At 45.4% G+C, this 12963-nt stretch carries 8 protein-coding genes; 5 read left to right on the forward strand and 3 right to left on the reverse strand.

The annotated features are described in order from the left end of the window. Nucleotides 1-10: 10 nt before the first annotated feature. Nucleotides 11-1792: a ShlB/FhaC/HecB family hemolysin secretion/activation protein gene (locus ACJJIC_RS01480; protein WP_444908536.1), complete on the reverse strand. Its 1782-nt coding sequence runs from the start codon at nucleotides 1790-1792 to the stop codon at nucleotides 11-13. A 276-nt stretch (nucleotides 1793-2068) separates the two neighbouring features. After that, nucleotides 2069-4687: a bifunctional serine/threonine-protein kinase/formylglycine-generating enzyme family protein gene (locus tag ACJJIC_RS01485; RefSeq protein ID WP_444908535.1), complete on the reverse strand. Its 2619-nt coding sequence runs from the start codon at nucleotides 4685-4687 to the stop codon at nucleotides 2069-2071. A 591-nt stretch (nucleotides 4688-5278) separates the two neighbouring features. Between ACJJIC_RS01485 and ACJJIC_RS01490 the strand changes: the two genes are divergently transcribed. The 5 genes from ACJJIC_RS01490 to ACJJIC_RS01510 all read left to right on the forward strand — a co-directional run bounded on the left by ACJJIC_RS01490 (nucleotide 5279) and on the right by ACJJIC_RS01510 (nucleotide 10000). Beyond that, the gene (locus tag ACJJIC_RS01490) at nucleotides 5279-5767 is read left to right on the forward strand and encodes an Hcp family type VI secretion system effector (protein WP_252084237.1); all 489 of its coding nucleotides are present in this window, start codon (nucleotides 5279-5281) and stop codon (nucleotides 5765-5767) included. A gap of 156 nt (nucleotides 5768-5923) precedes the next feature. Beyond that, nucleotides 5924-7831 (forward strand): type VI secretion system Vgr family protein, encoded by a 1908-nt coding sequence (locus ACJJIC_RS01495; protein WP_444908534.1) that lies wholly within the window; start codon nucleotides 5924-5926, stop codon nucleotides 7829-7831. 16 nt (nucleotides 7832-7847) lie between these two features. Beyond that, a complete protein-coding gene (locus ACJJIC_RS01500) occupies nucleotides 7848-8426 on the forward strand; it encodes a DUF6931 family protein (protein ID WP_444883486.1) in 579 nt (192 codons plus the stop codon). Nucleotides 8427-8429: 3 nt separating this feature from the next. Then, nucleotides 8430-8723, forward strand: coding sequence for a PAAR domain-containing contractile injection system baseplate protein (locus ACJJIC_RS01505; protein ID WP_152450772.1), 294 nt, complete (start codon nucleotides 8430-8432; stop codon nucleotides 8721-8723). Nucleotides 8724-9118: 395 nt separating this feature from the next. Beyond that, complete coding sequence (locus tag ACJJIC_RS01510) at nucleotides 9119-10000, forward strand: hypothetical protein (protein ID WP_444883485.1); 882 nt, start codon at nucleotides 9119-9121, stop codon at nucleotides 9998-10000. A 263-nt stretch (nucleotides 10001-10263) separates the two neighbouring features. On the opposite strand, the gene tssH is transcribed toward ACJJIC_RS01510, so the two are convergent. Then, nucleotides 10264-12927 (reverse strand): type VI secretion system ATPase TssH, encoded by a 2664-nt coding sequence (tssH, locus tag ACJJIC_RS01515; protein WP_444903669.1) that lies wholly within the window; start codon nucleotides 12925-12927, stop codon nucleotides 10264-10266. Nucleotides 12928-12963 lie beyond the last annotated feature (36 nt).

The raw sequence follows: 12963 nt of genomic DNA on the forward strand, positions 1-12963 counted from the left end.
TTCTGAATTATTAGTTATAAAAAATGGAAAAATCGGCATAGACCATAGGCTGATCTATATCTTCACCAGTACCTTCGATGGAAGAGGCTTTTTCAATAGGCCAACCGACTGATACTTTGCTGGAGAAGAATTCGTTCCAGGTAAACTTGAACAGTAGGCCACCTCCGGCAAGCCTGGCCCAGTCATCCTCTTTCCCTGATTTATAGTTATTCACAATGCCGTAACCCACATCGGCAAATAACGCAATTTGCATCATATCGTTTAGGCGCTGACCAAATAAGATAGGGTTCACCACTTCGGGGAAACTGGGATACCATTCGGCAGATAAAAGTCCGGCCCTATCAGCAGAAAAGTCTCGTACATCAAAGGCTCTAACTCCATTAGCGCCCCCCAAGGACATCTGCTCAAACGCAGGCAGAGGATTATCGCTTTGCTGTATACGGCTTTTAATTATTAGGCGAGACTGATCATTAGTGAACGGCATTGGCAAAAATAGTAGTGAATTACTATTTAAAGACACCTTGCTAAAACTATCACCGCGGGGCACTTGCAAATTCTCTTTCAGCTCCCTCTGATGCTCACCATATTGTACTCTGGCACTCAAAATATTTAGCATTGAAATCGAACCACTGGATAGGTGGTCCATATAAAAACCTAGTTCGCCGCCGTATACATGATCACCGGGTTCATCGAATGCTTTAATTGCCCGTAAGTTTGACTTTTTCTCAGTGAGCCCAAATGAGCCCGTCAAATTGAAACTTCTAGAGCGACGAAATTTATGATCCACCGTTAATGCGTAACTGCTATTATCGCCATGAATATCCAGTAAATTCAGGGTGTCATCTGGGTCCTTGACGTTACGTAATACAAAGTCGTTGTAATCTGCAGAGAACTGAAGCCTAGTGCGCGGTCCAAATAGTGGAAGGCTGTACCTTAACTGGCCAAGATCGGAACCAAAATCAGAATCAAAATCGGAAACATTAGTCGATTTCAAATAGCCAATGGTAAGTGCATCTCCAATACCCAGAGGATTCAACCAGTCTATGGTCGTATAAAATCTCTGGTCACCTGTATACTCCGATCCATGGTTGTCTACCCTAAATGAGGTTTTCCAGCTAGTGGCATCCCGTACTTTCAAGTTCAGCTTAGTTTCACCAGGATTTTCACCTGCACTAAAATAGCCGGTAACATTTAAGCCTGGCAAATCATTTAGAAGGTAAAGACCCTCTTCTATATTATCGTGATTAACTAGCTTACCTTTTTGTTTCTCAAAGGGCTTAGCCAGCTGTTCCAGAGCGTATTCTTTATTATCCTCAGCAGCGACCTGCCCCAACAATCCCTCTTGAACCGTCAGAGTTACAACGCCATCCTCAACATCTTGGGCAGGAATTTGTACCTGAGCGAGAAAAAGTCCTTGGCGACGATAAAAATTAGTCAGTTCCGCAGCAATTTCTTCCAGATCAGCGTAACTCAAACCACGCTCTTTATTCTGCTTCTCAATGACACTGACGAGTTTTTTGAGTTCAGCAGGTCCCAAACCACCTGGATTAAATTGGGCTTGCATATTACCCAATAAAACTGCTAACTCCTCTAGGTTATCAACCGTATAACCACTAGCGAGGATTTTATCCTCTTTCATAAATTTGACGCGAAGCTTTTCTGCCATCTCTTCGACAATTTCGCGTTCAATACCAAACTCTGGGTATTCTTCTAACCTGTGAAATTTAAACTCTTTTACAGTAATTCTTGGGCCTTGATTACGTTGAGAGATATCTGGAATCTCAGTATTCAAATTTGGATCTTCCGCTTCATAGGTGCGCTGCAGGAAGTCCTTGGTTACGTCCGCCTCATTAACTGTTGGCGTATCCTGGTCAAAGGCCTGCTTTACACGACTGCGAAAACTGGAACCCTCGTCTTGAGCATAAACAGGCAAATTTGATAGCAGGAAGCCTGCGCCCACAAATAGCGCCAGCTTACTTTTTCCAAGCCCAAGCATAACTCCCCCAAATTACTCATATTTATATGGCCGAATCCAGCCTTCACATGGCTAGAAACGGCGAATTTTTTATTAATTCACATCTCTAACGATGCGAAAGCCTGTTAATTCATCTGCGAGTCCTGCATGCAACCTTTTGGATGTAGCGAGACAACGGCTCATGGGGTCTTGTCGATTACCGCCAAGCGCAAGTAACTCCCCATCAGTACCTTTCGCCCACTCTTGAACATTGCCCACAGCATTCACTAGGCCAAATCTGTTTGTCGATCCGTCCTGGGCTGGTATCAACTCGACCCCTTTCTCAATACCGCCATACTTTAAATGGCAGTTGCGATCTGCAACTTCTTCCTCGCCATTAGCACTGGCAGCCGCAAACCACTCTTGCTCTGATGGGAGGCGATAACGGTACCCCGTCTCATCGGATAACCAGCTGATATACGCTTCTGCGTCTTGAAGAGTTAAGTTGTTGGCTGGCAGATCGCCCGCAGCGATATCAATGGCTGCACATTGTTTGGTTGCACTACAATAGTGCTCGAGGTCTCGGTTACTTACTTCATACTTTCCAACTGCCAAGGGCCGACCACTCACACCTCGAACCACTACCATTGCAGGCCCCTTGGTACCATCCGCAAGACGGTCGCGACAGCTGTAGCGGTCTCCTCTGCCACCGCTACCTGGGATTAGGTGACCACAAAAATCCAGCTTGAATTCTTTGAGGGGCTGATAACCGGGCAGGAGCGCCCTGAACTCATCGACTAGAGCCTCTGTCCTTAGTGGGTCTTCAGCACCCAATTTGGTGGCACAGTTATTAAGCTCTTCACCAACAACCGGACGAATCTGTCTGGCTTTAACACTATCTAGCCCTGCCAGCTGAGATAACTGCGCTCCCACAGCGGCGACATTCATATCAAAGCCACAGGTTAGTGTGGATTCCATATTGGCCAGAACAGTGTCGATTTGCCTGTTTTTAATAGAGGCTAAGCGTCGGCGCTCAGCGCGTTCTTCCGCAAGACGAATGCGCTCAGCCTCACGCTCTGCCTCTAGGCGCTCAGCCTCCAAGCGAGTTCGCAGGTTCTCTCTATCCGTAGCCAGCTGGGATTTGATCGCAACAGCTTGGCTGGATACGCCATACCAGCTGGCAGCGCTTTCCAGCATGGAATCCGCTTGATCCAAATTACCCAGGTTTAACTGACCGGTAGCCGCGGCGAGAAACAGCTCCGAAATTTCACGGCGTTTATTATCGAGAAATTCTTCATCGCTGGGGTTAAGCTCAGAATACTCATGAAGCTCCAAGCGAAGGTCCTTTTCCCAGGCTGGAGTAAGGATACTCAGTGACACCAAACGATTAATTGCTTCTTTTTTATCACTGATTCGCCGCTGTAGTAGCTCTTCCTGGAGCTTCTTTTCAAGCTCAATCTTTACTCTTTCTTGCTCAGCCGTATTCTGCTGTTCCAAGTGGCTATAACCGACCCCAGCACCTACAAGCACCATGGTGAAAGCCCCACCCAATACCCACTTCCAGGTATTGCTGACAAAAAACGCCTGAACAAATTTTTCTACGGTATCAGTACGATCTTCTCGTTTTAGCTGCAGAGCGGCTTCAAGGGCACGCCACTCCCGTCGATTTAACCCCCTAATACGTTTCGGGCGTAGCTTCTTTTCTAAGGCCTTATCAGCGGGAACCTTGTCATAAGGATGTCGGCCACAAAATAGCTCGTAGGCCACACAGCCGAGGGCATAGACATCATCAGATGGAGCGGGCTCACCCCCTTTCAGCATCTCGTAACTGGCATAGGCGGGCGTCAAAGCTCCCAGACTACCAGCATCAAAAACCGTAGTCTCGCCAGTTTTATTGGCGATCCCCCCTTCAGATACGGCTCGAGCAATACCGAAGTCAAAAACCTTCGCACCTTTCTTACTGGTAACAAAGATATTGCCAGGCTTAAAGTCGGAATGGACGATCTTATGGGAATGGGCGTAAATGAGGGCCTGGGAAATATCAGAAAAAACAGCGCGCGCCTTTTCGGGTTCCAGCCCAACATCCGCATGCTCTCGCAGGAGTTTGTCAAGCGGTGCACCCTCGAGAAACTCCATGGTCATAAAGACCCGATCACCATCGCGGTCAAAATCGTAAACCGTTACGATGTTGGGGTGAGCCAGCGTTTGTGACTTACGCGCTTCCCGTTGTAAGGAAATAAAGGCATCAGGATGTTTCTGGAAATCATCATTTAACAGCTTGATTGCTACATAAGGCTCGCTGTCATTCGCTTCCAGCTTACGGCGATCAAGTGCCTTATAAACAGCTCCCATACCGCCAACCCCAAGGAGCTTATCTAGCTCAAATCGCCCCTTGATCACTGTTTTGGTTACAGCGCCAGATGGCAACGGCTCAAAAGAGTCAGAAGTATCAATAGGGTTTGCAGAAATTCCACCAGAAAGTTGGCCCGGCTCTTTCTTTTGGCCGGTATTCTTTCGAGGTGCAGGGCTAAAAACTGTTGCATCTGGATTAAACCCAGATGCAGCAGAGGGCAGTATTGCCTGCGCACCCCGCACCGGAGGGTGATCATTTTTCCCAGTGGAGTCCTGATTAACAACGACGGTTACGTCGCCATCATCTGTCAGTCCCTTTTTAGATTGATCCGGTCCGGGCAGATTGCCGTTCGGCCGAACAACACGTGTCTTATCGTTCAATTCCGCCTCCATGGGAAAGCTTTTCGACACATCCAAAGACCGTAACAAAATATTGCTACGGGCAGGTTGTCAAGCTAAATAAGGGGCAAAGTATATCGAACAGCCTTTTAGGCAACAATGAACAGGTAAGCAAATATATTTGACTATATACCGTTTTGAAAAAACTACTCGACAATTACAGACTCAGAAGAGAAACTGATACTGAAGACAAATAATTACACCTTCTTACAAGCTCACCTGACAAAAGAAAATCCCTAACTTAAAATATTTTATTAACGTGATTCCGTTAACAATTCTTAATATTTTTTCCTCAAATACTCATTTTTTTTGACATCAAGCTTTTCTGTTCAATAGAAAATTAATTAGTGTCAGAGTCGAATAAGCGCAGACGGCATACCTCCAGCAATCAATATACTCCCCTGGATAATTAGTGCCAGAGTCGATTTTATAAGCTGAAATTTCGGTTTTTTTTTGTATTTCACTCTGTTTAAATCACCTCAGTTGTCATTGCGACACCATCTGAGTTACCGCACTAATTCGGTAGCAAGGAACTAACCACCAATATCTCAAGCCAACAAAGAGGGATTTCCCATGGCTATTTACATGAACTTCAACAGCCTCGCCACTAAGGGTAACGTTACTGCCAAGGGCTACGAAGACTGGATCGAAGTTGACAGCTTCAACTTTGGTGTTGGTCGCGGTATCACTATGGAAGCCGGCGCTACCTCCAACCGTGAAGCTTCTCGTCCGAGCCTGAGCGAAGTTACCTTCACCAAGCGTATTGACGCTGCATCTGGTGGCCTGTTTAAGGCTTCCGTAACTGGTGACGAAGGCGTACCTGTTGAGATCCACGTTGTACAAACTGGCGCTAACTCTGTAGAAAAGTACGCTGTGTATAAGCTAGAAAACGTACTGATCTCCTCTTACAGCATCGGTGCTTCTGCTGGCGGCGCACCTCAGGAATCCATCTCCCTTAGCTTTGCCAAGATTGAGGCTGACCTCAATCACGCTGACAAATCCAACAAGAACCCCAAAAACATGCGTGTTGGATACGACCTCACTACCGCTACTCCGCTGTAATAGGTCTATACCCTTTTGGGATAAGATGGCCTGCAGAATCTCTGCGGGCTGTCTACAGGTCTTTAGCTGAATGCTCATTGAGTATTCAGCTAAAGATCTGCAAATCTGCTAGTTTCTCATTTCTTTCAGGCACCGTAGGGATAGTTGGGGCTGCCCATGGCTACACTCAATCAAGATAAAAGAATGATTACGGTCGATAGCCCGGTTGGCACAGATGCGCTAATTGCTACGACCCTGCAAGGCGAAGAGCATATATCTAAGCTTTTCCGCTATGAAGTGCAATTGCTTTCTGATGACCATGCTATTGAACAAAAGGATATTGTTGGCAAACCGGTAACAGTTTCCATTCACCACTCTGAAACACCTCGCCATATCAATGGTTACGTTACCCAGTTCTCTCTACATGATGTTAATGCTGAGGGTGTACGTAGTTATAGCGCCATTTTGCAACCGGGTCTGTGGTTTACCAGTTTGGCCGGCAGCAACCGAGTCTTTGAAAACAAATCTGCCAAGCAGATTCTAGAAGAGGTTCTGGGAGAATATAGCCGGGTAATAAAACTCACGTTAAAGTTAAATGCTGAGTACATTACCCGTGAATATTGTGTTCAGTTTGACGAGAGCGACTTTGATTTTATCAATCGCCTGATGGCTGAAGAAGGCATATCCTACTATTTCAAGCATTCCACAGGACAGCACGAACTCGTTCTTTGCGATGATTCTCAAGACTTTTATGATTGTGAAAGCGCTGACATTGAGTATGACGGTGGAGGCAGCCATCCAACCAAAAATACCGTAAGTAGCTGGAGAAGAAACTTCAACTATCACGGTGGTGGGTTTGAGCTTAAAGATTATAGCGAGTACACAGCAACTAAAGACAACAAGCAGCAGGTAAAAACGACCAGCCAGCTTAATGATGTTGCGAATTATATGCGCGGCCTCTATGGCTTAAACCATTTCCAGGTTGATGGTGAGCACAAGCACAAATTTACAGACAGCTATCACAAAGCACTTGCCGAACGAGCAATGGAAGCGCAAGAAGCACTTTTTGATGTAAGCCACGGTCGCAGTGATTGCCCTTCCTTTACTGCAGGCGGTCGTTTCAATTTCGATCACTCATTATCTTCTGAAAAGGGCAAATATCTTATTACCTCAGTGCATACTTCTGCAGCAGATGGAAATGGTATTGATACCCACTTCCACAACACCTTTAGCTGTATACCTTCTACGGTAATGCCACGCCCACAGCCCAATGTATGTGCGAAAAAAATCCATTCACCACAGGTAGCACGAGTTTTAGAGGTCAAGGCCACAGCTTCAGACAGCTCACAGGATCCCTATACACAGCTCAAAGTTAAATTCCCCTGGAATTCTCAACAGAACAGCTGTTGGGTAAGGGTAATGCAGTCCTTTGCCGGTAAGAACTGGGGCGCGAATTTTGTTCCAAGAGTTAACCAAGAAGTCGTTGTTACCTATATCAATGGCGATCCGGATCGGCCATTGATTACCGGGGCGGTTTATAACGGTGACAACCCTGGGCCCAACTACACAGCGACCCAAAGTGGCTGGAAAACCGAGTATGAAGGTAGCACTTTCAATGAGCTTAGGTTTGATGACAAGGGTGGCAATGAAGAAATTTATATGGAAGCTGGCAAGGATCATAACTTTGTGATCCATAACGATCAAACCGGCAAAATTGAAAACCAGCAAACACTAGAAATCAAACAGGATCGTAGTGTTACCGTCACGGATGGTAGCGAAGTTATCACCATTGCCAAAGGGGACCAAAAACTCAATGTCAATAAGGGCAACCAGGTTGTCACTATCGGTTCAGGCAACCATACCCTTAAGGTGAGTAAAGGCACCCAAACAACCGATGCTATGGGGGCAATCAAGATATCCTCCAAGGCTTCAATTGAGTTAAAGGTTGGTGGCAGCAGTATCAAGCTAACGCCGGCAGGTATTACCATCAAAGGAACAATGCTCTCCTGCAAAGGAGACGCGACGGCTGAAGTTAAGGGCGGTGGTATGCTTACCTTAAAAGGTGGCGTTACCATGATCAATTGATGGGATTAAACAGCAGATGACCGACCTGATCAAAGTACAAGCGTTAACTGCAGCTGAGCTCCTTAAGAATTTTGAGGTTAGCGAGGAGGCGGAAGAGCATCTGGTGCCAGATACCGCACCTGAAGTTAGCATTAATCAACTGATAGAAGCTGGCCTCTATCCGGATGCAATAAAACTACTAGCCCACGGACTGCCAAAACGAGAAGCGGTATGGTGGGCCTGCCTTGCGGCACGCGATATACAAAGTCCTGAGACTGACGAAGACAACGTTAGTGCATTGATCGCAGCAGAAACCTGGGCTAAAAAACCCAATGAGGAGTCGCGATTAAATTGTAAAACACTGGGTGATAAAACCAAACACAAGACGCCCGCAAGCTGGGCAGCAACCGCTGCCAGCTGGTGTCACGGCAGCCTCGCAGCCGAAGGCGAGCCTGTGGTTGAACCGCCAGAACACCTCTATGCGCACGCAGTGGCTGGCAGTATTACATTAGCAGCAGTCTTATCTGACCCAGTAGACCCCGCCAAACGCTTTGACCGCTATATGAAACAGGGTCTGGATCTGGCCCGCGGCGGCAATGGAAGAGTGAAGGATTAAATTATGGGCAAGCCAGCTTCACGTATCACCGATATGCATGTATGCCCCATGGTTACTGGTACGGTACCTCATGTAGGCGGCCCTATTCTCAGCCCAGGTGCTCCAACAGTAATCATCGGCGGCATGCCATCCGCAACTGTTGGCAGCACTTGTACTTGTGTGGGACCACCAGATACTGTTGCTATGGGTAGCACTACCGTAATGCTACAAAAAAAACCAGCTGCCCGTATGGGGGATACAACTGGACATGGAGGGAAGATTGTTATTGGGTGTCCAACAGTATTAATTGGTGGTTAACCACTCACAGTGGCCTTTGCTTAACTTAAATAAGAGCAAAAAAAGAATTTAAGGGACAATAAATTTACTTAATAACCCTTATAAGACAAACTCTGTTTGTCATGACGCACCAATTAGCAGTATAAATTAAAAAAATTAGAAAAGACCATAAAAGCCAAAAATATAATACAACTCAACTAAGAATAAGGTCTTTTATGTCTAACTTGCTCCAAAAATATCTCGATTAGTTTTTCGCATTTTATTATCTTTTACTTCGAGAAGAACTGCTTAGTCAACTACAAATACATACCTTCATGCCCAAAAATGAAAATCTACTGGCTGCCAACAAACTTTCCTATTGAAGTAAATAAGAGCCATAGCTTTATGACAATCAACAACCATAAAAGGAGGATTTTATGGGACTTTGTATTGATTCAACCAATGTTGCATTTATTAATCAAGTTAGAAACGCTTTAACTGTTCTTCTTGGGCAAGCCAATGCCCTAGCATATTCTGCAGAAAAATATCACTTCGGTGCTCGTACGGTTACCCGAATTACACGGGGTGTTGGTATGACCAATGCACTCTTACAGCTACCTCAAAGTGCAACCCTTGTTTCTCGGATTATTGCCAGCCCACATGATACAAGAATAACTGAAAGTGCGGGATTAGCGGCAGTTCCAGATAAGTGGTTAAAAGATAGGGTATGGAGTAACTTTAAGTATTACGTCCCACTGGTTAAACACGATCAAGGTTTCATGGGAAAAGTAATGAGCGCAGGAGCCAGTGCATGTGTCCACTGGAATAACACAGTTCAGACTACCACAAACCTCAATCAAAATGGCACTGTGACTGATGGCGGTGCTTGCCCTATTTTTATCACGTTGGCACATGAGCTCGGCCACGCTGATCGAATAAATCGTGGAGTTTATTTAAGTGGCGCAACTGAAATTACTTGCTTAGTAGATGAGCGTCAAAACATGCTACATAATGTTCAAGTAACTCAACCATCACGATTCTTTAGGGCTCGCGTAAATACTGGCGGGGCAAGCATTAGAATTCCAGATCTCAATAGAACCGTCAACAACCCAAATAATGTTATTACTACGAGAACCCAAGGCTGGATTTGGGTAACAACTGAAAGAATTTTACTTGAAGAGCTAGCTAATGTAGGGGGCCTAAGCGATGACAACAATGTTCTCCCTAATGACCCACTGACAATTTCAGAAAATACTATTCGTGTTGAACATGGTATAGCTAGACGAAGAAAATATGGCAGCATTGGACAGGTGAATTAATCTATCGCACAAAGTAAAAAACCTTAGGCACCCCTTCAAACATAGAAAAATGCACTAAATTCCCCAGCAAGAAAATTATTTGAATAACCCATATAGCTTATGAAGCTTCACTTGTATATTTTTCAGGAATTATATCCAAACACAACGCCAAAATAGATAAAAACCAATATAAATTAAATTAATTCACTTAGTGTTTTTTAATTAAGGTATTGGATACATCATGAATAGCCCAGGAGTTTAGCACTACTGGGCTAATTTCCAGATTATTCTACTTTATAGGCGAAATCACCCTCTTCAGTCGCAGACACTTTAATTGCCTTAACCTCTTCACCTTTCGCCATTTTATCCAAACATTCACTGGCCAATTCTGGTAATAAAGTTTTATTTAGAATTACCTCAATGTTGCGGGCTCCAGTATCTGCTTCATGGCAACGCGCCACAATATTGATAAGTACATCCTCATCATATGAGAAAGAAGCGCCATAGTGTTCACGAACACGCTTCTCAATCTTACGCATATTGATTTTACAAATTTCAACCAGATTCTCGTCATCCAGTGGATAGTAGGCAACAACATTAGCACGGCCAAGAAACGCTGGTTTGAACTTCTGTAGTAATTGGGGACGTATATTATCTAGCAGTACATCTGGTTCTGGCTTTTTCTCTACCTGGCTGAATATAGCCCTAATAGCATCCTCACCAGCGTTAGAGGTCATAATGATAACGGTATTTTTAAAGTCGATATCACGACCTTCACCATCTTTGATGGTACCTTTATCGAACAGGTTGTAGAAAATATCCTGTACGCCGGGATGGGCCTTCTCCATCTCATCCAGTAGGATTACGGAGTAAGGTTTACGCCTAGCAGCTTCGGTTAGAACTCCTCCTTCCCCATACCCTACATATCCGGGAGGAGACCCTAGCAGCATAGATACTTTGTGTTCCTCTTTAAATTCGGCCATGTTTATCGTAGTGATGTTTTGCTCACCACCAAACAACTCATCGGCTAAAGCCAATGCAGTCTCAGTTTTACCTACGCCACTAGTGCCGCAAAACATAAATACACCAACTGGCTTGCGTGGATCAGTCAATCCTGCCCGTGAAGTACGAATTGCCTGAGCAACAGCCTCAATCGCATGGGGTTGACCAATCACACGCTTGTTCAGGCGCCCAGCCAGAGTTTTCACAGCTACGATTTCATCACTGACCATTTTCCCAACAGGAATACCTGTCCAGTTGGCAACCACCGCAGCGATAGCCTGCTCATCAACAGATGGCTGCATCAAAGGTGTATCACCTTGTATTACCTCAAGCTCTGCAGACAGGCTTTTCAATTGTTGCTGATAGTCAGCTAAAAGCGCTGAATCGGGCTCCAGATTTTCACTCTTTCCTTTCATAAATTCGGAGTCAATTTGATCTCGAATTTTTTGTATCTGTTCAATCAGCTCATTTTCTTGAACAAGCTGTTGTTTTAATGAGGATAATCTCTGCTCTTCAGTCAGCTTGAATTCTTTCAGTTCTGTCAGCTGTTCTTCGTGCTCACCCATCGCTGCATTTTCACGTTCCAACTTAGCAAGCGTTGTGTTAGTCCGCTCAATATTAATTTGAGCATCTTCAATAGCGCCAGGAGTAGCTGATTGGCTCAGGGCCACGCGGGCACAGGCGGTGTCCAGCAAGCTTACAGATTTATCAGGTAGTTGACGCCCAGGAATATAGCGGTGGGATAACTTAACCGAAGCAATAACTGCCTCGTCAAGTATGCGTACTTTATGGTGTGCTTCAAGAGTAGTGGCAATTCCACGCATCATATCAATGGCATTTGCTTCACTGGGCTCTTCAACTTTTACAACCTGAAAACGCCGAGTCAGAGCAGGGTCCCGCTCAAAGTATTTCTTATATTCAGCCCAGGTCGTGGCTGCCAATGTTCTCAGCTCACCTCGTGCTAAAGCGGGTTTAAGTAAGTTGGCCGCATCTCCCTGCCCCTCCTTGCCTCCTGCACCAATCATGGTGTGAGCTTCATCAATAAACAAAATAATAGGCGTTGGGGAGGATTTGACCTCTTGAATCACAGATTTAAGACGATTCTCAAACTCGCCCTTTACGCTAGCACCGGCCTGAAGTAAGCCCAGGTCCAGCGTCCGAACTGCTACACCACGTAGAGGCTCAGGTACATCTCCACTGGCAATTCGTAAAGCAAAGCCTTCAACTACGGCTGTTTTACCAACACCTGCCTCACCAGTGAGAATCGGGTTGTTTTGTCGACGACGAGTGAGGATATCAATACACTGCCGAATCTCTTCATCTCTGCCTAGAACTGGGTCAATCTCCCCCTTCTTCGCTCTTTCAGTCAGGTTGACGGTATACTTATCGAGAGCTGGCGCTTTACTAGCGGCGGCCGCTACGGCAGCAGCGCCATCATCAGTTGCGCAGGCAGCACCAATATGACTCGACTCACCACTTTGCCCAAACATCGCCCGGGCAGTTTCACGAATAGACTCAGGCGCTATATTTTTAAGCTCTGGACAAGATTCTTGAATTTGTCGACGTGAAGTCTCTTCCAACAGCAGAGCTGCGAGGAAGTGTCCAGAACTGATTGCACGGTGCCCATAGTCGATAGACGCCAGCATCCAGGCATTCTTTGCCGCTTCGACAATTGTCGGAGATAGTGCAGGAGGTCGGCTACTTCCCGAGCGGAATCCAGCTATAGAGGAAGCAAGCTGTTTAGCAAAATTTGCCGGATTACAGTCATGTTTTTCCAGTAGGTGATAAAGGTCTGTATCTGATTGATCTAATAATTTAAGCAGCCAGTGCTCAAGTTCAACATTGTATTGATTTTGAGATAAACAAAGGCCGGCTGCGCCTTCAAGAGAATCACGCATATGCGGTGTCATGGTATCAACAAGCCGCTTCAAATCGATATTTATCACAGTAAAAAGATCCTTTTAAAAATTATTGTTAATGAA

This window comes from Microbulbifer mixtoriginis (SeqCode), from assembly GCF_052468275.1.

Coding starts and splice junctions, on each gene's coding strand:
- ACJJIC_RS01490 (WP_252084237.1), top strand. CDS start 5,279: ATGGCTATTTACATGAACTTCAACAGCCTCGCCACTAAGGGTAACGTT.
- ACJJIC_RS01495 (WP_444908534.1), top strand. CDS start 5,924: ATGGCTACACTCAATCAAGATAAAAGAATGATTACGGTCGATAGCCCG.
- ACJJIC_RS01500 (WP_444883486.1), top strand. CDS start 7,848: ATGACCGACCTGATCAAAGTACAAGCGTTAACTGCAGCTGAGCTCCTT.
- ACJJIC_RS01505 (WP_152450772.1), top strand. CDS start 8,430: ATGGGCAAGCCAGCTTCACGTATCACCGATATGCATGTATGCCCCATG.
- ACJJIC_RS01510 (WP_444883485.1), top strand. CDS start 9,119: ATGGGACTTTGTATTGATTCAACCAATGTTGCATTTATTAATCAAGTT.